The sequence below is a fragment of the Anaerospora hongkongensis genome, assembly GCF_004339805.1.
Classification (GTDB): domain Bacteria; phylum Bacillota; class Negativicutes; order Sporomusales; family DSM-15969; genus Anaerospora; species Anaerospora hongkongensis.
The window spans coordinates 404,781-429,217 of the sequence record NZ_SLUI01000001.1; the positions used below are offsets into that span (position 1 = coordinate 404,781).

Sequence of the window (24,437 nt, forward strand, 5' to 3'; positions counted from 1 at the left end):
CCTCTGCTATTGACGTGAACCAAAAATTCCTGTACCGATGCGAACAAGGTTTGCACCTTCTTCGATAGCAATCTGAAAATCATGGGTCATCCCCATGGACAGCCATTGAATGCTCGTGTTCGGCAGCCGGGCTTCCCGCAACTGTAAAAACAGGTTGTTCATTTCCCGGAAGACCGGTCGAACCGATTCCGTATTCTCATAAAAAGGAGCGATTGTCATCAGACCGCAAAGCTGCACATGTTCAAGTCCGATAACAAAATTCACCAGTGACGGAAGCTGATCCGGAGCAATGCCAAACTTCGTCTCCTCACCAGCCACATTGACTTGGAGTAAAATATCCTGCCTTTTACCGCACTTTGCAGCAACACGATCTATTTCCAAGGCTAATTTCTCATTATCAACTGAATGAATCAGATCAAAGGCCGGTACTGCCTGCCGCGCCTTATTGGTCTGCAAATGGCCGATAAGGTGCCACTCCAGCTCACGCCCTAAGACAGGCTGCTTTGCTAACGCTTCCTGTACCCGGTTTTCACCAACTGCGTTAATTCCGGCATCAATTGCTGTTTGAATCATTTCAGGTGCATGATTTTTTGTAACGGCAACCAGTTTAACTGCCCTTATCTCTAAATTCCGCTGCTGCCGAATTAGACTGGCTTGTTCCATATTCTGCTTGATTTGGGCAATATGTTGGGCAATAGACATGGCAATCCCTCCATCTTATGGAATATTCGCCTATAAACAAAATTTTCCTCTCAGACTAATTACCCAACATGAAATAATTATCAGTCAATAGTATAAAAACAGCACTGCCGCTTTTTAAACCGGCAGTGCTGCTTTATGCTATTTGGTTCGAAGGCGTTGACCAGTTGCCAAATAAATAATCCATTCCGCAATGTTTGTGGCATGATCGGCAACCCGTTCCAGGTAACGGGCAACAAAGATTAATTGGGTTGCCTGGCTGATTGTTCGTGGATCTTCAAACATATAGGTGAGCAGCTCCCGAAACACCTGCTGGTACAGGTAATCGACTTCATCATCGGCATGGCACACTGCTTCGGCCAACTGCGTATCCAGATTGACATAAGCGCGTAAAGCGTCGTTCAGCATCTTTTGCGCCATTTCCGCCATGCGGGGAATATCGACTAAGGGCTTTAACAACGGCTGATTTGCAATTCTGAGCGTTACATTGGCGATATCATAAGCATGGTCTCCCATACGCTCCAGATCAGTAGCGATTTTCATTCCCGTGCCGATAACCCTGAGATCACGGGCTAAAGGCTGCTGACGTGCAATGAGTACCATACAGTGATCTTCGATATCGATTTCCATTTTGTCGATGATGTCATCATTGGCAATGACCTTGCGGGCCAGCTCCTCGTTTTGTTTTGCGAGGGACTGAACCGCATCACTAATAGCAGCAGAAACGGCTTCACCCATTTTGAGAATTTCGCCCCGCAAGCCTTCCAGCTCTTGATCATAATTATGTCTAGTCGTCATACTATTTCCCCCTGTCTAACCAAAGCGGCCCGTAATATAATCTTCTGTTCGTTGATCCTGAGGTCTCGTAAAAATAGCATCTGTTTTATCGTGCTCTACTAACTCACCATTCAGAAAAAAAGCTGTATAGTCAGATACCCGTGCCGCTTGCTGCATGTTATGCGTAACCATAACAATGGTATATTTGCTCTTCAGTTCGGTCACTAACTCTTCGATTTTCATCGTCGATATCGGATCCAGTGCCGAACAAGGCTCATCCATAAGCAAGACTTCCGGTTCCACTGCCAGCAGCCTGGCAATACACAACCGCTGCTGCTGTCCCCCTGATAATCCCATCGCCGAACTATGAAGACGATCTTTTACTTCCCCCCATAGTGCAGCGCCGGTAAGGCTTTTTTCCACAATATCATCAAGAACCGCTTTGCTGCTTGTGCCATGTATGCGTGGCCCGTAGGCAATATTATCATAAATAGACATTGGAAAGGGATTAGGCCGCTGAAAAACCATACCAATTCTTTTGCGTAACATGACCACATCAATATTAGGATGATAAATATTTACGCCGTCAATAAAAATCTCGCCTTCAATTTTTACATTATCGATCAAATCATTCATCCGGTTAATCGTCTTGATAAAGGTCGATTTCCCGCACCCCGACGGACCAATCAGCGCTAAGACGCTGTTCTGCACAACATTCATCGAGATCTTTTTTAATGCCAGTGAATCACCATAATATAATTTCAATTTATTTACTTGAATTTTATATTCCATATTTTTACCCTCCCTAGGGAATCGCTATTGCACCATTACCATTGCAATATACCATACTCCCGTAAGAGCATTGTTAATTCTATGTTAATTTTGCATTAAGATTTGTCCTGGTATTTCGGAATATAAAAAATTCCCCAGATTAAAATCTGGGGAAGATATCGCCTGCCAATTAAAGTAAGCAGCGCTTTTCTATTTGCTTCTTTCATTCTCGATGTGACGGTTTTATTTAGTTAAATATCACGAAACCGGTAGCCAACTCCACGCACGGTTTCAATGGCATCGGCAATTTCCGTATCTTGTGCCAGCTTGGCCCGCAAATGACGAACATGCACATCAACCGTACGGGTATCACCGAAATATTCATAGCCCCAGATTTTTTCCAATAATTGATCACGTGTAAAAACTTTGCCCACATTCGTGGAAAGCAGTTTAATCAGTTCATATTCCTTAGGCGTCAATTCAAGCTTTTCTTTCCCCAAATAGGCCTCATAGCGACTGAAGTTTAACCGCAGTTCCCCAATTACCATTTCCCCTACCTGTGAAGTATCCTTATGGCTTCGCCGCAAAACAGCCTTTACTCTGGCAGTCAGTTCACGCGTGCTGAACGGTTTGGTTAAATAGTCATCGGCGCCTAATTCCAGACCGATGACTTTGTCAATCTCCTCACTCTTCGCTGTCAGCATAATGATTGGAATCGCCGCCGTTTCCCTTCTGCCCTTTAAAGAACGGCAAACCTCGAGGCCGTCCAAGCCGGGCAGCATCAAATCGAGAATAACCAAATCCGGTTTTTCTGTACGGACCATTTTTACCGCCGCATGGCCATCGCCTGCTTCCGAAACTTCAAAGCCTTCCTTCATTAAATTGAACTTTACCAATTCACGGATATGCAATTCATCATCTACAACCAGAATCTTATCAGGCATTGTCTTCTCTCCCTTTAAAGCGTAATAATAGCTCCGATTCGACCTGTCTGACCGCCTTCTTGCCGATAGGAAAAGAAGACATCTGTATTACACGCGGTGCATACACCGCTGATACTAATCTGTTCTTGCCGGACACCAATATCCAGCAATTGCTGCCTGTTTACTTCCCATAAATCGAGCAGCCATTTATCTTGCTGGCTGGTAACAAACCGCTGCCACTCGCGAAAGCCTGACTGAAGCTTATTGACGACTGTCTCATCTACTTGGTAACAGCAGGAGCCAATTGATGGCCCGATGGCAACAACGCAGTCTGAGGGGTTAGTTCCGAAATTTGCTTGCATCGCTGTAACTGTCTTTGCCGCAATTTTGGCCATTGTTCCTTTCCAGCCGGCGTGACTGATACCGACTACCCCGCGCACAGGATCGGCAATCAGCACAGGTACACAATCGGCGAACAGCAATAACAGCGGCAGTCCCTTACAGTTTGTTATCAGACCATCCGTACCGGGCAGGGCTTGTACGTAGCTCTTCATTCCGCGTCCGGCCTCATTCAGGCCGACAATGCGAATTTCATCGCCGTGAACTTGTTCAGCTGTAACAACCTTTGTGTAGTCGACATCCACTGCCTCACAAAAACGCTGGCGGTTTACTACTACATCCTCAGCCTTATCGCCAGTATGCAGTCCCAGATTGAGCGAAGCAAACGGAGTACCGCTGACACCGCCCAGTCTGGTAGACACCCCATGCTTAATTCCTAAGCGGGCGAAGGACGGAAATATTCCATACCATATGTTATTTTTGCCACGGCGCAGAACAAACTGGTCCATTTCCACTCCCCCTTTTATTTGCAGACCCCGCAGCGTTTACAGCCTTCCCTGCAAGATGCCGTCTGTTTCAGTAAGCTCGCATTTTCCAGTTCTGTCGCAAGGTACCGGTGATGTAGGCCCATATCCAGGGTTTGCCACGGCAAAACCTCTTCTGTTTTGCGCTCACGATAAAGATAAAATTCTTCTTCAAGCTCGCTTTCCTTCAGTGCCTTTTTCCAGCCCTTTACGCCGCCATAACCATGCGCAGCCAGCAGCAGGGATGAGACCCGTCTGTCTCCACGAGCTAGTATGCCTTGAATATACGCTTCCTTGGGAGACTCAATCAGCACTTCGATTTTTTTATGCCCCTTTAAAGATGACTGAATATACTGCAGCCGCCTTTCAACCATTTTGGCATCAGCCATCGGCAGCCATTGGAACGGAGTAAACGGCTTGGGAATGAAAGGATTAATGCTCAATGTCAGCGTTCCTTTGCTGCCTTGCTGCTCCATATGCTGCTTGACTCGCAAGGCCATCTCCACAATTTCCTCAATATCCTGCTCCTCTTCATACGGCAGTCCCACCATAATATATAAGCGGACATTCATGATTCCGGCTTGAGCAGCCAAATCAATTGCCCCATACAAATGTTCATCGGTTATCCCTTTATTAATAACAAGCCTCATCTTTTCGCTTGCCGCCTCAGGCGCTAGCGTAATGGTCCTCAGTCCGCTTGAGGCCAGTGACTCAACCAGCAGCGGCGACAGCGAATCGGCCCGCAAAGAGGCAACCGACAATCCCAGCCCTTCATTGACAATATACTGGCATAACTCATCAATTTCAGGATAATCGGAGATCGCAGCTCCCATTAGGCCAACTTTAAGCCCGTATTCTTTTGCAGCTTCCACAGCATTTTTCAGCTTAGGCAGCGATCGTGAACGGGGCCTGCGAAAGCAATAGCCTGCCATACAAAACCGGCAATGCCGTCCACAACCTCTGGCTACTTCCACCAGATACAGTCCTTTAAATTCTGTGTCAGCCGTTACGATTACCGTTTGAGCCGGGTAGGCATCCAAATCAGCAATCCACCGCCGGCCAACGCATACAGGTACATCCTCATGGGCGATAATTTCTTCGATAATGCCGTCTTCTCCATAAACAGGCTGATAGAGACTAGGAACATATACGCCAGCCAGCTTAGCAAAAGATGCCAGCATTTCGGCGCGGGATAACTGTTCTGCTTTGCCACGGTAATAGGCATCAAGCAGCTCATGGATGACCTCTTCCCCTTCGCCTATGATGCAAGCATCAATAAACTCTGCCATTGGCTCAGGGTTAAAGGTGGCACAAGGGCCTCCCATAATAACAAAGGGATCGCTTTCATCCCTGTCTGCCGCCAGCAAGGGAACTTTGCCAAGCTCCAGAATAGATAATAAATTAAAATAGTCCATTTCAAAGGTCATGGCCACGCCAATGAGACCAAATTCATATAAAGGACGCTGCGTTTCCAGCGTCAACAGCGGCGTATTCGTGCGGACATACTCCTGCTCCAGTTTTTTATCAGGTAAGAATACACGCTCACATGCGGTATCGCTGCGATTATTAATTTGTTGATAAATAATTTGAAAGCCTAGATTCGACATGCCCACATGATAAGAATTGGGATAAACCAGGGCAAATCCATTCCGCGCGCCGGGAGCATACAAAATCGTTCCCTGCTCGCGGGCTAATACCTGTTGTAACTTCTCTTTTATATTCCAGGACAACAACATCACTCCAAATTGTATTCACATTAACAATTTACACGCACTTCTAGTTTTTCCTGCCCGGCTCATTCTCATAAATAAAAAACAGCCCACTTAGGTGAGCTGTTTGCAATAGTTACGCCCAAATTCTCGCTGCCGGATCTTCCCATAAAATGACACGTCCAGCTCTTAATGAGCGCTGAACATCAATCAGACGTTGATTGCGCGACCCCCGAAACGCAAGCCGCAAATCACGCTCAGCAGCCTGATAAGGTCCATCAATCAAAATATCGGTATGCTGCAGTAATTCTTTTACTTCCGGACGCCTGAGACCAAGCGCAAGCAGTTCTTCAAAACGAAAGCCGGTATAGGTAACAATATCAAGTCCCCGCTTATGGATCTGCTTAGCTAAATAGGTTAGCGGTTTCGGCTGTAAGAACGGCTCGCCGCCGGAAAACGTAACGCCCCTGATCAGCCGTGAGTTTTCTATTACGGTTAAAATTTGTTCTATCGTATTCAGGTGCCCGCCATTTGGATCATGGGTCTGGGGATTATGACATCCCGGGCAATGATGGGGACAGCCTTGTGTAAAGATAACAACACGCAAGCCTGGTCCATCGACGACACTTTCCTGCGTAATGCCGGCAACCCTCAGCTGCATCTAAACCCACTCCTTTACGTATGCGAGACTCGCTGCCTAAGTTCATCTGTCTTAGCATCGTTAAAACGTTCAACTGTACTAAGATAGCCGGTAATCCGGCGAATTCTCCGGATGGAAGAAGTCGCGCATGATGGGCAATCATCGCTGTCGATAACCCCCAAATAGCCACAGCCATCACAAAAATCAATCGGGAAATTGATCCCGGCATAACCATAATCGCACTCTTTCATAAAACGGATAATATCCTCTACCGCTCCCAGATTATTTACCGGCGGTGCCGTAAACTCAACATAACTGATATGTCCGGCATTGCAATATTTATGGTAAACACCTTCCAGGCGGATTTTATCGTACGCACTGATGGCATAGTTGACTGGAATATGGAATGAATTGGTATAGAATGTCTTGTCCGTCACTCCGGTAATAGCGCCGTATTCGGCACGGTCCATTTTTATAAACCGTCCGGACAAGCCTTCTGCAGGAGTGGCCAGCAGTGTAAAGTTCAAGTTGTATTTTTCACTGGCATTATCCATCATATTGCGCATGAACGCAACAATTTCTTCTCCCAGCGCCTGAGAGTCGCCGCTTTGTCCATGATGCTGCCCGGTAAGAGCAATCAGTGTTTCCGCTAGGCCAATAAACCCGACTGACAGCGAACCATGTTTAATCGCCTCTTCAATCGAATCATTAAGATCAAGCTTATCTGAATCAAGATACAGCCCCTGTCCCATCACAAAAGGCATATCCTTAACCTTGAGCTTGGCCTGAATTTGATAACGGTGATAGAGCTGCTCACAAGTCAAATCAATCAATTCCGTAAGCCCTTGGTAAAACTTCATTACGTTTTTTTCTGCTTTTATGGCTAGTCTGGGCAAGTTGATGGTTGTAAAACTAAGGTTGCCCCGCCCATCAGTAACTTCCGGGCCGCACTTGTTTGCCATGAGCCGCGTACGGCAGCCCATATAGCCGACTTGATCACCGTAAGGCTTATTAAAAGAAGAATCCATAAAGGCAAACGTCGGGTTTAACCGCTGCGCAGCCACGCGGATTGCCAGCTTGAACAAATCGTAGTTTGGATCACCGGGATTTAAGTTTACCCCTTCTTTTACCCGAAAAATAATATTGGGGAAAATCGGGTTTTCGCCGCGTCCCAAACCTTTTTCGTAGGCCAGCAGTACATTTTTTATGACTGACCGCCCGGCAGGGCTTGTATCCGTGCCTAAATTCAAGCTGGAGAAAGGAACTTGTGCCCCTGCCCGGGAATGCATGCTGTTTAAATTATAAATCAACGCTTCCATCGCCTGATAAACTTCTTCGTCGCTGGCTTTTGCCATATAAGGCGCCATATCGGAATCAAAAAAAGCAAAAGATTGCCCGCCATGCATATCGTTTTGCGAGCTTTGTAAAATAATAGCCGCTAGCGCCGTTGATGATGCCGGCCTTTTCGGGGACCGGATAAAACCGTGACCGTTATTAAACCCTTTGGCCAGCAGCTTTCCTAACGGGATCTGCAGGCAGGTCAACGTTTTTCCATAAAAATCAAGATCATGAATATGAATATCGCCGCGTGTATGGGCCTGCGCCATTTTTTCCGGAATAAGACGGTTCAGGTAGTACGCCTTGCTCGCAGCGCTGGCAATCTGCAGCATCTTAGCAGAGGGTGAGTTGGATACATTGGCGTTTTCCCTGTTGGTTTCCACCAAAATTTCCGCCACAGTATCCATCAGGTCCGACTTAGCTTCCCGCATCTGTGTGCGTTTCGCCCGGTACAGGATGTACGCCTTTGCCGTTCTGGCATGTCCTTTTTCAATCAATACCTTTTCCACAGCATCCTGGACATCTTCGACAGTAATCGCTTCATTGGTACAGGTTTGCTTCAGATACCGCAGCACATCCAGCGTCAGTTCCATTGCCAGCTGCTTATCCGCACCGCCAACTGCTTTAGCCGCTTTAAAAATAGCTTCTGTTATTTTACTTTCATCAAAGAACGCTTCCCGACCGTCCCGTTTTTTAATTGTACTTGACATCTAGTTCTCCTCGCTTTTCATTTAGAATGCTCCGGCTTGCTAACCTGCTTCATCAGTACTTCCAGTTCATGCATGAAGTTTTGAATATCAGCAAACTGGCGGTATACGGAAGCAAACCGTACATAGGCTACCTGATCAATTTCTTTTAGGTGGCGCATGACTGTCTCTCCCAGCCGCTGCGTCGTGACTTCCCGGTCCAGGGTATTGCGGATTTCTCGCTCTACATTGGTGACAAGGTCTTCTATCACACTTACCGAAATTGACCGTTTCTCACAAGCTCTTAATAATCCGTTTATGAGCTTATTCCGATCAAACAGCTCCCGGCGCCCATCTTTCTTTATGACCATCAGCGGCAATTCTTCTACCATTTCATATGTAGTAAACCGTTTATTGCATTGTTGGCATTCGCGCCGGCGGCGAATCGTATTGCCTTCATCGGCCCCCCGGGAGTCCGTCACTTTGGTCTCAGGAAAATAACAAAAGGGACAACGCATTCGACAAAATCCCCCTTTACACAAAAATGATTCTATTGCTATAATGGAAATGGCTTGTCTTAACAACAACATCATTACAATATATTGTATTTACTCAATGTAATATACGCTATATAATGTATAATTCCTGTTAGAGCAAAAAAAAAATCTGCTTACCCGATTATAGGGTGAGCAGATTTTTTTTAGTCGTGTTTCAATTCAGTAAAAGAAGCCGTTTCCACTAAAATGACATCCATACCGATCTTGTTTATTTTTTCCCAGGGAATGACAATGTCTTCATTTCTCCCGAATAATCCTAAGAATTTACCTTGACCAGGTACTACAATAGCTGTCAGCCGGCCTGTTTCAATATCAATTTCGATATCCGTAATACCGCCAAGCCGTTTGCCATCAAGTACGTTAACTACCTCTTTCAGTTTTAAATCGCTTGTCTTAAGCATTACTCCGCCCCCCTGCTGTTCCTCGATACAGTATATGAGGGACAAGTGATAAACGTGACTAGTTATTCAGCCACTCAACAAATTTCCACCGGAGTTCTACTTTGCCAGCGTCCGCTTTTTTATCATTTTCCATTTTCACGCCTGGAACAGCAGTAGCGTTTGCAGCGTCAATAAAGCATAAAGGAGGAAACAAAACGCACCACCAGTTTTTTCCTTGTGCATCACCTAACAAAATGCGCACCGCCTCATACTTTCCTGCTGGAAGCACCAGATCGCCATATGCCTTTACAGGAAACTCAAACATTCCTTCCTGTAAATCAACGCTATAGGCAGCACCATTTTCCTTTACCACGGCCTGGGCAGCTGCAATAATCTCCGCTTTGCGGGAATGAATGACGCTGCGAGCTTCTTCCGTGCTTTCTGCTTTTCCTAAGTACGGCGCAAGATAAGCAATAACGACATCCCGCACTTTTAACTTTAACTGCTGGTCTTGTGGCTTATCACTGTTTGCCAGAACGTGAAGGCGGATTAAATCTCCATTGGGTATTGAAACAGCGGCCGACTGCCTGGCCTGCCAAATTAACATGCCCCATCCGGCAATAATAAAACATCCAATTAGCAATACAATACTTAACCGAAGTAAATTTTTCCTCATTTGGCATCCCCTAATCTTCAAAAAATTCAAGTTAAATATGCTTTCTCATATGCCCTAAAGCGGCTTTTTCTAATCGCGATACCTGTGCCTGGGAAATTCCGATTTCCTCAGCCACTTCCATTTGTGTTTTTCCTTCAAAGAAACGCAGCGTGAGAATATGCTTTTCCCGGTCACTGAGTTTACGGAGAGCCTCTTTAATTGCCACTCCCTCCAGCCAATTCATGTCCAAATTCTTATCATCACTGATTTGATCCATAACAAAGATCGGATCGCCTCCGTCATGATAAATCGGCTCAAATAAAGAAATCGGCTCCTGTATGGCATCCAGAGCAAAAATAATTTCTTCTCTCGGTAATTTCAACTCAGCCGCAATTTCGTTAATCGATGGTTCCCGTGAGAATTTGCTGACAAGAGAATCTCTTACCTGCAGAGCCTTATAAGCAATATCCCGCATGGAGCGGCTAACACGAATTGGATTATTGTCTCTAAGATAGCGTCGGATTTCACCAATAATCATCGGCACTGCATACGTGGAAAACTTGACGTTCTGCGAAAGATCGAAATTATCGATTGCTTTCATCAGCCCGATACAGCCTACTTGAAATAAGTCATCCACATATTCACCACGATTGTTAAAGCGCTGAATTACACTCAAAACGAGCCGTAAATTGCTATAAATCAACTGCTCACGGGCTGCTATTTCTCCCCGCTGCATGACCTCAAACAACTCGCGCATCTTTGTGGCGGAAAGCACCGGGAGTTTTGCTGTATTCACACCGCATATTTCAACTTTATTTACAATCATGTTGTACCCTCCCATAAGTTTCCATAGTTAGTTAATAACCTATGAGAATTATTGCCACTGGCGTGCTGTTTTATACGGAATAAAGACAAAAATGGAGATGCTTTTCAGCATCTCCATTTTTGTCTTTATTCCATACGGATAATTTCCTTACGCAGCCTTTTGATAATCCGTTTTTCCAGCCGGGAAATATAGGACTGGGATATTCCCAGCATATCGGCAACCTCTTTTTGTGTCCGTTCCACACCCTCTTCATTTAAACCAAAGCGCAGCTCCATGATACGGCGTTCTCTTCCCGATAACTTATTCATGGCCGTGTGAAGCAGTGTTTTATCAACTTCTTCTTCAACGGATTTATAAATAATATCATTTTCTGTCCCTAAGACATCGGACAATAGCAGCTCATTGCCATCCCAGTCAATATTCAGCGGTTCATCAAAGGATACTTCTGCCCGGGTTTTCGAATTGCGTCTGAGATACATTAATATTTCATTTTCAATACAGCGGGAAGCGTAAGTGGCAAGCTTGATGCGCTTAACAGGATCAAACGTATTCACTGCCTTGATCAGCCCGATTGTGCCGATGCTGACTAAGTCCTCAATCCCGACACCCGTATTTTCAAACTTCCGCGCAATATACACAACTAACCGGAGATTCCGTTCGATAAAAACGCTGCGGACCGCCTTGTCACCTTTCTGAAGTCTTATCATCAAAAAAGCTTCTTCATCATTGCTTAAGGGCGGTGGAAGAATCTCGGTGCTGCCAACATAAAAGACCTCATCCGGCTCCAATATAGCAAGCGCTTGCAATACTGCGATCACTTTTAATTTAAAATAAAGTTTAATAATATGCCAATTTAAGCGCATAAATTCGCCTCCCCTATATCTTTGCCGCTCTGAAACAAATCTGGATGCAACAGCGCATGATAAGTACCATCATTAGATAAGCTGCCGCTGTAAATTGCCACAGCAACCTGTTCTACAGTCAAACTGCCTGAATCGGTTGTTATGGTCAGGCTGCCAGGCCTGAAGGCCAACAGCATACTCTTAGTCCCCACCGCCCGGTAAGGGACAATTTCCACCCTGCCCAGCCATTCATTGTCTTGGCATTCATGCAAATTACCCAGCCAGTTTTCCGCCTGACAGCACTGCAAGAAGTCCGCCGCCATTTGACTTAGCAAACAGTTAATCACCGCATATTCAACCAGCATGACCGGTTTATGCCCCACGATGGTATACAGCCCATTTCCTGTATCGAGCATGGCGGATGTTGTAACAGTCTTACCGGCATACTCAATCGTCACCGGATATATCGTTTGCTTTCTGTACATTCGGCCTAAACACCGCCTGACAAGCAATACAATCAGGCTTACTCCCAATATCAGCCCGCCGATTAAATAGTGCCACGGTACGGCAATAGGCGTCGTATTCAGCAAGGGCAGGGAATACTGCTGCAAAAAATACAGCCACCCTAAAACAGCACCGCCAAGAATAAAAGAAACAAGATAAAATACGCCGACCTGAAAAAAGAGCATTCGCAATGACGAATAGCCGAAAGCAATATAAACAATGATAACTGATACAATCCCTTTAACGAGCGGATGATAAAAAACTGTCGTGTAAGAAAATACACTGATTAATACATATAAGGCTCCAACTAATGAGCCTGCTCCAATCCGCCATCCCTTTCCCGTAGTTCCCGCCGCTAATGCCGTTAGCCATAAAATTATGGCATTCATGACAATATTGACTGCTACAATGATATCTCCGTAAACAACCATTATCATTACCTGCCTAGTGTAATATTGACTACATCTGGGACGTACATAAAAATGTATGGCCAGCAAGGCAATTTTAGTACTAGTATAACAGGCTGATTTTCAAAAAATTGTAAATTCATGGAAGTAAAAAATAAAAAAACCAGTCTTTTATCGACTGGTTTTCAACAATATAAGTACTTTTTATGAGCGGCGCATCCATGCGGGAATATCTAAATCCGGCTTTTTGAATCGTTCAATTACCGGTGTATCTACTTTTTCCGCAACAACTTTACGATGCTGCTGGTCAAACCCGGTTGCAATTACAGTAACCCGGACTTCATCGCTAAACTTTTCATCAATCACTGCACCAAAAATGATATTGGCTTCCGGATCTGCGGCGCGGGCAATAATTTCTGCCGCTTCATTTACTTCAAACAAGCCAAGCGTCGATCCGCCGGTAATATTTAGGAGAACGCCTTTTGCCCCTTCAATGGATGTTTCCAGCAGCGGACTCTTAATAGCTGCTTCTGCAGCCGCCATTGCCCGGTTATCGCCTGTGGCAATACCGATTCCCATCAACGCCGAGCCTTGTTCAACCATAATTGTTTTTACGTCAGCAAAGTCCAGATTGATTAAGCCAGGAACAGCAATTAAGTCCGATATGCCCTGTACACCTTGGCGGAGCACATCATCGGCAATACGGAAAGCTTCAATAATCGGTGTTCTTTTATCTACAACCTGCATCAAACGATCATTGGGAATTGTAATCAGCGTGTCCACTTTTTCCTTTAGCTTGGCAATTCCCCGCTCAGCTTGGGTCTGACGGCGTTTTCCTTCAAAACCAAAAGGTCTTGTTACTACGCCAACAGTAAGTGCACCAACTTCTTTTGCACATTCGGCAACAACAGGCGCTGCACCGGTCCCAGTACCGCCCCCCATACCAGCAGTAACAAATACCATGTCAGCACCCTTCAATGCTTTAATAATCTCTTCACGGCTCTCTTGTGCTGCCTTTTCCCCGATTTCCGGGTTAGCTCCAGCTCCGAGCCCTTTTGTCAACTTGCCGCCTATTTGAATACGATTGGGTGCCTGAGACAGCAATAGAGCCTGTGCATCTGTATTTACTGCTAAAAACTCTACTCCCTGAAGACCTCCGGCAATCATCCGGTTAACGGCATTATTACCGCCACCGCCGACACCAATAACTTTGATGGCTGCGAAGCGATCTAAATCCATATCAAATTCAAGCATGGATATTCCTCCTTATTGTCTAGCTGTGTTATTAGAAGAAAGATTTAACTCGTTCCCAAAAGCTGTCAAGCATACCTGACGGTACATTTTCATTTGGGACATCTTGCGGCAGCTTACGGGTTGCCGCATATTCCACCAGGCCATATACTGCCGTATTCGTATAAAAAGCATATTCGGGTAATAAAGCTTCAAGCGGTGCCAGGCGCACCGGAATACCAAATAGCAATTCCAGACGTGCCTTAAGACTTGGCAGGTAACAACAGCCGCCGGTAAGGATGATTTCTTCATGCCCTTGGAGCACAGGTGCAGCCTGTTCATAAACAAGCTCGACAATTTCCTGGACCCGGCTTTCTACAATATGATGAAGAAAATCATAGGCAACATGCTTGTCCGTTGTGCCATAATCATTGCAATCAAGTATAACATCCTGTCCATAAAGGTCAGAATTCAATTTCGCATAATAACGCTTTATTTCTTCGGCGTGAGCCCGGCTGACTCCTACGCCCTGAGCAATATCATGCGTAATATAATCGCCGCCGAGCAGTAAAGTGGCAGCAGTTTCTAAATGCTGCTTACTGTAAAATGCTAAATCGGTAGTACCAGCCCCCATGTCTATTACGATATATTGATTAGCTGCAGAACTGAAATTGGAAGCTGCGAATGCGTTAGCATGAATATCGGCAATCATTACCTCTCTGTCCTGCAAAGCTCTTTCCAATTGAAATTCAATGCGTTTATCCAGAGCGGCAATACAAACCTCCACTTCCAATCGTGAACCCTTGTGCTGAGCAGTCATATCCTCTACTTTAACTCCGTCAAGCCAATAGCCGATTGGTACAGTATGCAAAATAGTCGATTCCTCCGGTATTCCCGTGACGATAGCAGCGCGCAAAGCACGATTGATATCCTCCTGGGATATCCTCTCAGGAAACACAGGTGATACACTACCACGGCAGGTATAAAAGCGGACTGCATCACCGCTTATCCCGAGATGCACCGGCCCAATTGCAACATTAGTCGCAACAGACGCACAGTCCAGGGCTTGGCGAATTGATTTAGCCAGCGCTTGTATATCAGTAATAACTCCTTTAACAAAACCCTCTGCAGGTGCAGTCCCTATACCAAGGACAGTAACCAAGCCATCAGGCTTTACCTGTCCGACGATAACCTTTATAGAGCTTGTTCCCACATCAGTCGCAAACAGATACTGGTTCTTCATGCCCGCTCCTCATAGCACTACATTATGTTCTTTCCATATGTTTCAACAGAAGTAGCATTTTCCCTTTTTTATTCCATAGAAAATGCGATGATTTCAATAAATATATGACCAAAGACCCAAAAAAGGCCGATAACTTTTCAAAAAAGAAAGTTATCGGCCTCATCTTATTTTTTAAGGAAATATCTACGAATGATAGCAAGGTTTTGAAAAACACGCACCCCAAAGGCCAACAGCGCCACATAATACAAATCGATGCCCAGTCGCTCACCGATATATACCAGACCTGCAGCCAGCAGAGCATTTGTAAAGAAGCCGGTAATAAAAATAGTATTGTCAAACTTTTCTTCAATTCCGGCCCGCAGCCCGCCAAAAACAGAGTCAAGGGATGCCAGCAGTGCTACCGACATGAATTTGGCATATTCTGCAGGAATACTGATGGGAAAAACGGTTCCTATTAAAACACCAATAATAAGTCCAATAATCGGCAATGTCATCTTATTTTCCCCCCTCCTTGACCGGACTGGCAAACTCAAACCGGAAGGTGCCTTTGTAGGCGGGAACAATCACTTCATCCTGCTTTTTCACAGTCACCTGTATACCCCAGAATTGCAATGTTTCCACTACGCCGCCTCGCATCTTTAAAGCGGTTTCCAGTGTTTGGGGATCACCGATGGCCCGGATATCATAAGGCGGTGAATAGCGGGTATTATTTACCGATAAGGTGGGACCGGCACAACGTATTTCCGAGCTGGCTATCAGGCGCTGCTCATTAATGGCCATCGCTTCGGCACCTGCTGCCCATAACTCATTAATTACCTTTAAAATATCATCATCATGAATCAGATACAAATTAGGATTTTCCCCGGGTTTGGTAGGCCGCTTGCTGTCATCAATCGTTACAATAATTCCCGCGCCCTGCATTGCAACAACCCCCGCACCCATTTTCAAGGTCTCGGTTTCGCGCGAAACTGTCTCTTTTTCAGTGGCCTGGCGGAGTTGATGCACTTCCTTTAAAAGCGCATCCCGCTCTTTCTCTGTTTGATTAAGACGCTGGGATAAATCCTCAACGCGTTGAAACGGTATACTTGCCCGGATATCTTGTGTTGTCCTGAACTGCACGGCAATCATAATGCCTAACACGACACAAACCAAAGCAATTGCCATCTGACCCTGCTTTACAGGAAGCAATAGTCTCGCCCCTTTCACTTATTGTTTCAATTTCACAAAAGGAGAAGCATAATTCAGATCAACATACTCTACTGTTAAATGCTTATCATGTATCTCCTGGATGATAGCCTGTGTCAGTTTCGATTTTTCTTCCATTCTGTCATTGCTGCCAATCCGTATGGCAATCGAATCCGTTGTATAGGCCACTAACTGCTGCGGTGATTTTATATTAATCTCCGAAAGTTGATTAATTGTCACCTCGTCAAGTGCTGCCAAATAAGCTAAAATGCTTTTTATCTGGCTATTTTCGATTTGATCTCCCACATAAACATTGCCGAGGCGGATTCCCGTAATTAACGGAACGTTTACCTGTTTTAGATTACGGAAAGCCGCAAGGACAATGCCTTGTTTATCCACCTCTACAAAACCATAACTGCTCGCGATATACGCTAAAGGTTGTCTTTCCTTTAGGCGAATAACAATAGAAGCCGGCAGCTTTCTTGAAACCTCCACATCTGACAAGCGCAAATCACTTGTCAAACGGTGTTTAATATCGTCCGTATTAAGCCGGAAAATATTAACTGATTCAGGAATACCGGCAATGCGGTAAACCTCTTCTACCGAAACATATTTATTTCCCTCTACCAACACCCCGCCAACAATAAAATAAGGAGAGTTGACAAACAGAAACGATGCAACTAAAGTAACCAGAATCAACAGTAAATACATAAAATGACGTGGCGGCAGAGACTTGCGTTCTTGCTTACCTGACCATAAATTATCGGTTGTTCGCATGTACTTTTAACACCTCGTGGTCAACCTTCTGTCGTAATTATACACTAACTTGACCATAAGCAAAACTAAAAAAAACAGGCAGTTTTTATCTTCTGCCTGTTTTTTATCACTTTCCTGCCATTTTGAGGATCCGTTCGCACAGATCCGGAAACGAAAGCCCGATAGCAGCAGCGGCTTTCGGCACAAGGCTCGTAGCCGTCATACCGGGAATGGTATTAATCTCCAGGACATAAGGCTGACCGGCTTCATCCATCATAAAGTCGACCCGTGCCACTCCACGGCAGCCAAATAATTGAAAGGCCTTCACTGCAAGGCTTTGAATTTGTTCGGCAGCTTTGCTTTCTAATCGGGCCGGCACGATATAATCTGTGCACCCCTTAGTATACTTTGACCGGTAATCATAGCGCCCCGAATGGGGAACAATCTCGATGATCGGCAAAGCCTGCACATTCTCATCGCCAATTACTGCCACAGTAAGTTCTTTTCCTTTAATAAACTCTTCTACAACGATTTGTTCGCTGTAGCCAAATGCTTCTGTTACAGCAGCTTCCAATAAGTCTTGCTCACTTACAATACTGACGCCTATGCTCGATCCCTGCGAGGCAGCTTTTACAACTACAGGCAAGGAAAACTGTTGGCTTATTTCTGCCAGAACCGCTTTTGTTTCTGTGGTTCGCGCGAAGAAGAGCGAACGTGGAGTCGGAATGCCGTCAGCCATAAACAAGCGTTTGGAAATTACTTTATCCATAGCGACAGCACTTGCCAACATACCAGAGCCCGTATAAGGAATCCCCAGAAGCTCAAGCGTTCCCTGAATTGTACCATCTTCTCCAAACTTACCGTGAACAGCATTGAATACAACGTCAATGTTTTCTGCTTTAATCTGTTCTACAAATTGTAGCGGAGCGAGTTCCATAGCAATTGCCTGGTAACCCTTTTCTTGAAGAGCTGCTAAAATAGCCCCGCCCGTGTTGAGTGAAACCTCACGTTCTGTCGAAGGTCCTCCCATTAGTACAGCAATTTTCTTGTTTTTCACGGTGGTAATTCCCCCTATTCACTTTTGCGGCGAATGATGGATGCTCCCAAGTGTTGCAATTTATTCTCTAGACCTTCGTAACCGCGGTCTATGTGGTACACGTGTTCAATTTCCGACAGGCCTTCTGCCGTTAACGCCGCTAACACAAGCGCTGCTCCGGCCCGCAAATCAGGAGCATCCACCACTGCACCGGTTAGCTTTTGCACGCCTCGTATGACAGCGGTACGTCCTTCTACTTTGATTCTTGCCCCCATACGGGTCATCTCATCAACATGCTTAAAACGATTTTCAAAAATAGTCTCGGTAATAATACTGGTTCCTTTGGCAATAGCCAGCATCGACAGCATCGGTGCCTGCAGATCGGTAGGAAAGCCCGGATGAGGCAGTGTCTTAATATCCACGCCGCGCAGTTCCCCTGCCCGAATCCGGATATTATTCGCTCCCCAAACGACAGATGCTCCCAACTCCTGCAGCTTATCAATCACCGGAAATAAATGTTCAGGGCAAACATTCTCGACTGTCACGTCCCCTTTGGTCATTGCACCGGCTACCAGAAATGTGCCTGCTTCAATACGGTCAGGAATAACCGTATGCTCAGTGGCATTTAATTTTGTTACGCCCTCAATGCGAATTGTGTCTGTGCCTGCACCGTAAATTTTTGCACCCATTTTACTCAGCAATTGTTGCAAATCACATATTTCCGGTTCTCTTGCCGCATTACGGATAATCGTTGTGCCTTTGGCTAAAACGGCAGCCATCATTGCATTTTCAGTAGCTCCGACACTGGGGAAATCAAAATGAATTTCACCACCTGCCAGCTCTTCCGCCTCTGCCTCAATAAAGCCGAAACTCTCGCTAACGGTAGCACCAATCTTCTCTAACGCTTTAATATGTAAATTAATTGGCCGGGGACCAATCGCACATCCCCCAGGGTAAGAAAGACGAACCTTGCGGAATCTGCCTAACAAGGGCCCCATCAGAAATACCGATGCCCGCATTTCGCGCATTAAATGTTCTGGTATTTCAGCCTTATTTACATTCGTCGTATCAATGATCAGTGAACTGTCCTGCCGTTTAATTCGTGCTCCCAAAAGAGTCATGATGTCTTGCATAATACTGATATCCCGTAACCTGGGTACATCATGAATTACACTTATACCGGTACATAAAAGCGTAGCAGCCATAATCGGCAATGTAGCATTTTTGGCGCCACTGATTTTTACCGTACCGTTTAGTTGTACTTCTCCCTGGACGATAAATTTCTCCATCGTCAACCCTCCTAGAAAAGTACAATCACCCTTTCACAGCAATGTCAGACCTTGGAAAGGTTTGACCAAATACTTAATTCTGAGCCAGCTTTTCAACCAATTCTTCACCAGAACGGTAAATGTCGCCAGCTCCCATTGTCATCACCAGATCACCTGGTTCAACAAATTCTAACAAATATCGCGAAATTTTACTTTTATCCTGAATGTACGTTACGGTCTGTGATGTTTGACGTTCAACTTCATCTTTAATTACTTCCCCTGTAATGCCAGGGATGGGCTGTTCACCTGCGGAGTACACATCGGTAAGAATCAAGTGGTCCGCCGGAACAAAGGCGCTTCCGAATTCTTGGCGTAAAAACTTAGTCCGCGAGTAGCGGTGCGGCTGGAAAATACAGATAAGCCGCTTGGGTTTCAAATCCTTGGCTGCCCTAAGTGTAGTGGCAATTTCCGTAGGATGATGAGCATAGTCATCCACTATCCAAACGCCCTTTGCCCGGCCTTTCGTTTGAAAGCGCCGCTTTACTCCCTGAAAAGCTGCCAAACCATCAGCAATTTGGGCAAACGACAGGCCTAATTTCACGCCTGTTACAATTGCAGCCAAAGAGTTGGCAATATTATGCCTGCCGGGAACATTCAAACTGATTGACCCCAGCAGCTGGCCCTCACAGTACGCATCATAAATCGTTTCCGATCCATTAATGCGTATATTGCGGGCCGTATACTCCGCTTCGTGGTCAACAGCATAGGACACATACTTACGGTCTAATTGTTCTGCCATATCCCTAACAAAAGGATTATCAAAACACAAGATAGCAAGACCGTTTTCTACAGGCAGTTTATGTAGAAATTTCTGAAAGGTGTTTAAAATATTTTCCATTGTTTCATAAAAATCCATATGGTCGTTTTCAATATTGGTAACAATGGCAATTTTAGGAGACAGTTTTAAGAAAGATCCATCACTTTCATCGGCTTCGGCAACGACATGCTTCCCTTTGCCCATTTTAGCGTTGCCGCCAAGATAGTCTAATTCTCCACCGATAAGTATTGTAGGGTCAAGACCGGCTTTCTCCAGCATAATCGCAATCATGGAAGTTGTTGTCGTTTTTCCGTGCGCACCGGCGATTGCTATCCCTTCCCGATTTTCCATAATAGCCGCCACAATATCGGCCCGATGGAATACCGTTAATCCGCGTTCCCGGGCAGCTGTCAACTCTGCGTTGCTTTCGGGGATGGCTGTCGAGACTACAATTGCCTGTGCATCTTGAATATTCTCACTGCAGTGTCCGACACAAACCCTTGCACCAAGTTGTTCTAATTTGTATGTTGTTTCTGACTTAGAAATATCTGACCCTGAAACACTGAATCCCATTGCCAGCAAGACTTTGGCAATGGCACTCATACCAGCGCCTCCGATACCTACGAAGTGAATTTTTTTTATATTGTTCAACAACTAGACTCTCCCCTTTCTCGCGCATACCCGGAACGTATCTCATAGTATGCACCTTAAACCCGAGTTGTTACTTTTTTGCACCGGATTTTAATTGAATGGCCAGCTGGGCTATTGCCTCTGCTGCCTGTGGACGCCCCAGCCTTCTGCTTGCATCAGCCATGGCCTGAAGCTTCGCCCGGTTATTCACCAGATCTTCAATCGCCGCTATCAGCCGTTCACCTGTAAGCTCTGCATCCCGGATGACCTCAGCCGCCCCCTGTTCCGCTAGAACGCGGGCATTAAATTCCTGGTGGTTTTCCGCAGCATAAGGATAGGGAATTAATATAGACGGGATTCCACGGGCCGTCAATTCGGCCAGGCCGATTGCTCCCGCCCGAAATACCGCTATATCTGCCGCTGCCAGGGCATACGGCATATTATACAAATAAGGTCTAATGATAATATTACCAAAACTGGAAATATCTATACTTTGCTGTTGAAAATTGCCAACTAAGCTATTATACTCGCTCTGCCCGGTAACGTGCAAGATTTGTATGTCCGATCGTCCGCCAAAATGTTTATGCACCGCAAGCATCGCCGTATTGATACTGCGGGCACCGCGACTTCCTCCGGCTACCAATAAGGTAAGTTTCTCCGGGTCCAGCCCCAGCTGGGCCAACCCCTCAGCCTTGTTGGCTGTTACAACTTCTGCGCGAACAGGATTGCCTGTTGCCACTACCTTGCCGGGCTTGGCAAAATACCGGCCGGCCTCAGGATAACCAACAGCAATTTTATCAACAAAATGAGCCAGAATTTTATTCGTTATGCCCGGTATGACATTTTGTTCCTGAATAATCGTGGGAATTCCCGATAAACTTGCCGCAAGCAATATAGGTCCACACACATATCCGCCTGTACCGATGACAATATCCGGTTTAAATTCCTTAATAATCCGCCTGGAATGCCAAAGGCTTCCCATTGTTTTATAAACAGTGACAACATTCGCCCATGACAGGCGCCGTTCTAGGCCGCGCACTTCAATTGTAGTAATGGGAAAACCCTCTTTGGGGATAAGATCTGCTTCTAAGCCCTGCTTAGTTCCAACAAATAAAATATCCGACTTTTCCAAGCCGGCAATAGTCTTGGCTATGGTAACAGCGGGATAAATATGTCCCCCTGTTCCCCCGCCCGATAAAATAACTCGCAAAATATGTACCCCCTATTTCATACTGACATATCGTGAAATATTTAAGAGTACGCCTACTCCTGCCATAGTAAAAATCAATGCCGATCCGCCAAAACTGATAAAAGGCAGCGGTATGCCGGTAACTGGCATGGATGCTGTAACGACAGCAATATTCATAAGCGCCTGCAAAATAATCATCGTTGTCAGGCCTGTTGCCAGGATACTGCCATATATATCGGGAGCAGCAATGGCTACTCGTAAGCCCCGCCACGCAAACAGGAAAAATAAAACCAGCACAGTGGCCGTCCCGATAAAGCCTAATTCCTCCGCTAAAATTGCAAAAATAAAATCGGTATGCGGCTCAGGCAAATACAGAAATTTCTCTCTGCTGCGGCCCAGCCCTACGCCAAATAAACCGCCTGAGCCGATCGCATATAACGATTGAATAATATGATAACCACTATTGAGGGGATCCGACCAGGGATCGCTGAACGCCAGCAGCCGGCGCAAGCGATAAGGTTCAAATAATATGGCGGCAATAATGCCGACAACTCCCACCGCCCCCAACCCACCCAGGTGACTGATTTTCGCACCTGCCGCAAAAAACAGGATAAAAATCGTTCCACCAATGGCCAGCGCCGTACCTAAGTCGGGCTCTTTTAAGATTAAACCAAAAACCAGCATTAAGATCGCTAACTGAGGAGCTAGGCCTTTTACAAAATTCGTCAGCTTTTCCTGATGACGAACCAGACTGTCAGAATAAAACAAAACAACTCCCAATTTAGCAATTTCAGAAGGCTGCAAATAAACGGAACCGAACCCCAGCCACCGGCGAGCCCCGTTTACTACCTTGCCAAGTCCCGGAATTAAAACCATAATCAGCAGCACAAGCGTGGTAATTAAAACAGGTTTTGCTAGTGGACGCCATGTATGATAATCGATGTTCATCGTCAAAAACATTGCAAACAAGCCTAAGGAAGCCCAGATAAGCTGTCTCTTCAAAAAATAGTAGCTGTCATCAAAGTTAACTGCTGCCGAGACAGCACTGGAACTGTATACCATAACAATGCCAAGCCCTAACAAGCCCATAACCGCAAAGACTAGAATATAATCGGGTGATTTTGGCTTAATCGTCAAAGCTCTCCCCCCCTACGCTAAACGGCATACTAATTGTTTGAAAACTCTCCCTCTCTCTTCATAGTTGGCAAACATGTCATAGCTGGCACAGGCCGGTGACAAAAGAACAATCTGGGGAGCACGGGCTATCCGGTGAGCCAGCTGCACAGCTTCTTCCATTGAATCCACGCGATGAATAGTAGAAATACCATGGGTATGAGCATTTGCTGCGAACCGCTCCTGCGCTTCACCTATTAAAATAAGCTGATCAACCTTTTCCTTTATCAAAGTCATGAATTGCGTTAAGTCCGTATTTTTGTCACGCCCGCCAGCAATTAGCACCACGTGACCGTCAAATGCCTCTAGTGCCTTAATGGAAGATTCAGGATTCGTTGCTTTAGAATCATTATAGTAAGCAACGCCGTTCACGGTACCTACCGGCTCGATGCGATGCTCCACTCCAGTAAAGTTCTTTAAAACAGCATTCATCGCTTCCGTGCTGATCCCCATTAGTAAGGCAGCACAGCAGGCAGCCAGGGCATTTTCTACATTATGGCGGCCAAACAGCTTCATTTCCTTGACAGAGCAAAGCTGATAATGCTGGCCCTGCCAGTTGATTTGCAGTAAGCCATCCTTAACAAACGCTCCTTCTTGCAATTCCTGACAGGCACTAAAATAGAAAACCTGCGACAATGTACGATTTGCCATATCTCGGACGGCAAGATCATCATAATTGAGAATTAGATAATCATCCTTGCCTTGATTTGCAAAAATTCGTTCCTTGGTACTCTGATATTCAGCCATGGTACGATGTCTGTCGATATGATCAGGCGTAATATTCAAAACTGCAGCAATATGAGGTTTAAAATCAATAATGCTTTCTAATTGAAAGCTGGAGATTTCCGCAACAACAATGCCGGTTGCATCCACTCCCATCACTTCATGGGACAGCGCAAGGCCGATGTTGCCGCCAACAACAGCTGCTCTGCCGCCTGCCTTCATCATCTCGCCAATTAATGTTGTTGTTGTCGTCTTACCATTCGTTCCCGTAACAGCAATAACCGGTGCTTTGCACAACTGATACGCTACCTCAATTTCACTCATAACAGTAATATTGCGGCTGCGGGCAGCTTGAATCAACGGTATGTAGATGGAAATTCCCGGTGAAAGTACAACGTAATCAGTGCCATCAAGCAAGCTTTCCTCCTGGTGGCCAAAGATCAGGCTGACTCCCGCCTGCTGCAATTGCTGAAACTCTTCGTTCTGTATATCAATTGCTTTACGATCATTTAGGGTAACACAGGCTCCCCGGCCAGCCAGTACTTGAGCAACCGAACGGCCGCTGATCCCCGCTCCCAGCACTACAACTTTTTTGTTACGAAATTCCATG

At 45.6% G+C, this 24,437-nt stretch carries 25 protein-coding genes; all 25 read right to left on the minus strand.

The window, feature by feature from the left end:
- Positions 1-6 precede the first annotated feature (6 nt).
- The gene (locus EV210_RS02175; protein ID WP_132074880.1) at positions 7-702 is read right to left on the minus strand and encodes a YggS family pyridoxal phosphate-dependent enzyme; all 696 of its coding nucleotides are present in this window, start codon (positions 700-702) and stop codon (positions 7-9) included.
- A gap of 138 nt (positions 703-840) precedes the next feature.
- Entirely contained in the window at positions 841-1,497 is a 657-nt protein-coding gene (gene phoU, locus EV210_RS02180) for a phosphate signaling complex protein PhoU (protein WP_132074883.1), read from the minus strand.
- A gap of 15 nt (positions 1,498-1,512) precedes the next feature.
- Positions 1,513-2,268 carry a phosphate ABC transporter ATP-binding protein PstB gene (pstB, locus tag EV210_RS02185; RefSeq protein ID WP_132074886.1) on the minus strand — a complete coding sequence of 252 codons (756 nt, stop codon included), beginning with the start codon at positions 2,266-2,268 and terminating at the stop codon, positions 1,513-1,515.
- Between the two features lie 230 nt (positions 2,269-2,498).
- A complete protein-coding gene (locus EV210_RS02190; RefSeq protein ID WP_132074889.1) occupies positions 2,499-3,191 on the minus strand; it encodes a response regulator in 693 nt (230 codons plus the stop codon).
- A gap of 14 nt (positions 3,192-3,205) precedes the next feature.
- Entirely contained in the window at positions 3,206-4,018 is an 813-nt protein-coding gene (gene pgeF / locus EV210_RS02195) for a peptidoglycan editing factor PgeF (RefSeq protein ID WP_132074892.1), read from the minus strand.
- A 14-nt stretch (positions 4,019-4,032) separates the two neighbouring features.
- Positions 4,033-5,763, minus strand: coding sequence for a TIGR03960 family B12-binding radical SAM protein (locus EV210_RS02200; RefSeq protein WP_132074895.1), 1,731 nt, complete (start codon positions 5,761-5,763; stop codon positions 4,033-4,035).
- A 115-nt stretch (positions 5,764-5,878) separates the two neighbouring features.
- Positions 5,879-6,403 (minus strand): anaerobic ribonucleoside-triphosphate reductase activating protein, encoded by a 525-nt coding sequence (gene nrdG / locus EV210_RS02205; RefSeq protein WP_132074898.1) that lies wholly within the window; start codon positions 6,401-6,403, stop codon positions 5,879-5,881.
- Between the two features lie 14 nt (positions 6,404-6,417).
- Entirely contained in the window at positions 6,418-8,430 is a 2,013-nt protein-coding gene (gene nrdD / locus EV210_RS02210; protein ID WP_132074901.1) for an anaerobic ribonucleoside-triphosphate reductase, read from the minus strand.
- Between the two features lie 17 nt (positions 8,431-8,447).
- Positions 8,448-8,924, minus strand: a complete 477-nt coding sequence (gene nrdR, locus EV210_RS02215) for a transcriptional regulator NrdR (RefSeq protein WP_132074904.1) — start codon at positions 8,922-8,924, stop codon at positions 8,448-8,450.
- Between the two features lie 182 nt (positions 8,925-9,106).
- Positions 9,107-9,364: a YlmC/YmxH family sporulation protein gene (locus EV210_RS02220; protein WP_132074907.1), complete on the minus strand. Its 258-nt coding sequence runs from the start codon at positions 9,362-9,364 to the stop codon at positions 9,107-9,109.
- 58 nt (positions 9,365-9,422) lie between these two features.
- A complete protein-coding gene (gene spoIIR, locus EV210_RS02225) occupies positions 9,423-10,019 on the minus strand; it encodes a stage II sporulation protein R (protein ID WP_132074910.1) in 597 nt (198 codons plus the stop codon).
- A gap of 31 nt (positions 10,020-10,050) precedes the next feature.
- Complete coding sequence (gene sigG, locus EV210_RS02230) at positions 10,051-10,824, minus strand: RNA polymerase sporulation sigma factor SigG (RefSeq protein WP_132074913.1); 774 nt, start codon at positions 10,822-10,824, stop codon at positions 10,051-10,053.
- Positions 10,825-10,949: 125 nt separating this feature from the next.
- Entirely contained in the window at positions 10,950-11,687 is a 738-nt protein-coding gene (gene sigE / locus EV210_RS02235) for an RNA polymerase sporulation sigma factor SigE (protein WP_132074916.1), read from the minus strand.
- Positions 11,678-12,601 (minus strand): sigma-E processing peptidase SpoIIGA, encoded by a 924-nt coding sequence (locus tag EV210_RS02240; RefSeq protein WP_165898752.1) that lies wholly within the window; start codon positions 12,599-12,601, stop codon positions 11,678-11,680. Before EV210_RS02240 ends, sigE begins: the two co-directional genes overlap by 10 nt.
- A gap of 180 nt (positions 12,602-12,781) precedes the next feature.
- The gene (ftsZ, locus tag EV210_RS02245) at positions 12,782-13,831 is read right to left on the minus strand and encodes a cell division protein FtsZ (protein ID WP_132074922.1); all 1,050 of its coding nucleotides are present in this window, start codon (positions 13,829-13,831) and stop codon (positions 12,782-12,784) included.
- Positions 13,832-13,862: 31 nt separating this feature from the next.
- Positions 13,863-15,050 carry a cell division protein FtsA gene (ftsA, locus tag EV210_RS02250; RefSeq protein WP_132074925.1) on the minus strand — a complete coding sequence of 396 codons (1,188 nt, stop codon included), beginning with the start codon at positions 15,048-15,050 and terminating at the stop codon, positions 13,863-13,865.
- Between the two features lie 164 nt (positions 15,051-15,214).
- Positions 15,215-15,544, minus strand: coding sequence for a small basic family protein (locus EV210_RS02255; RefSeq protein WP_132074928.1), 330 nt, complete (start codon positions 15,542-15,544; stop codon positions 15,215-15,217).
- Position 15,545: 1 nt separating this feature from the next.
- Positions 15,546-16,238: a DUF881 domain-containing protein gene (locus EV210_RS02260; protein ID WP_132074931.1), complete on the minus strand. Its 693-nt coding sequence runs from the start codon at positions 16,236-16,238 to the stop codon at positions 15,546-15,548.
- An 18-nt stretch (positions 16,239-16,256) separates the two neighbouring features.
- Positions 16,257-17,012, minus strand: a complete 756-nt coding sequence (locus tag EV210_RS02265) for a cell division protein FtsQ/DivIB (RefSeq protein WP_132074935.1) — start codon at positions 17,010-17,012, stop codon at positions 16,257-16,259.
- A 106-nt stretch (positions 17,013-17,118) separates the two neighbouring features.
- Positions 17,119-18,048 (minus strand): D-alanine--D-alanine ligase, encoded by a 930-nt coding sequence (locus tag EV210_RS02270; protein WP_132074938.1) that lies wholly within the window; start codon positions 18,046-18,048, stop codon positions 17,119-17,121.
- Positions 18,049-18,062: 14 nt separating this feature from the next.
- Positions 18,063-19,316, minus strand: coding sequence for a UDP-N-acetylglucosamine 1-carboxyvinyltransferase (gene murA / locus EV210_RS02275; RefSeq protein WP_132074941.1), 1,254 nt, complete (start codon positions 19,314-19,316; stop codon positions 18,063-18,065).
- A gap of 73 nt (positions 19,317-19,389) precedes the next feature.
- Positions 19,390-20,766 (minus strand): UDP-N-acetylmuramate--L-alanine ligase, encoded by a 1,377-nt coding sequence (gene murC, locus EV210_RS02280; protein WP_132074944.1) that lies wholly within the window; start codon positions 20,764-20,766, stop codon positions 19,390-19,392.
- Positions 20,767-20,833: 67 nt separating this feature from the next.
- Positions 20,834-21,952 carry an undecaprenyldiphospho-muramoylpentapeptide beta-N-acetylglucosaminyltransferase gene (gene murG, locus EV210_RS02285; RefSeq protein WP_132074947.1) on the minus strand — a complete coding sequence of 373 codons (1,119 nt, stop codon included), beginning with the start codon at positions 21,950-21,952 and terminating at the stop codon, positions 20,834-20,836.
- A 12-nt stretch (positions 21,953-21,964) separates the two neighbouring features.
- Positions 21,965-23,068, minus strand: a complete 1,104-nt coding sequence (gene spoVE, locus EV210_RS02290; RefSeq protein WP_132074950.1) for a stage V sporulation protein E — start codon at positions 23,066-23,068, stop codon at positions 21,965-21,967.
- A 12-nt stretch (positions 23,069-23,080) separates the two neighbouring features.
- Complete coding sequence (murD, locus tag EV210_RS02295) at positions 23,081-24,436, minus strand: UDP-N-acetylmuramoyl-L-alanine--D-glutamate ligase (RefSeq protein ID WP_132074953.1); 1,356 nt, start codon at positions 24,434-24,436, stop codon at positions 23,081-23,083.
- Position 24,437 lies beyond the last annotated feature (1 nt).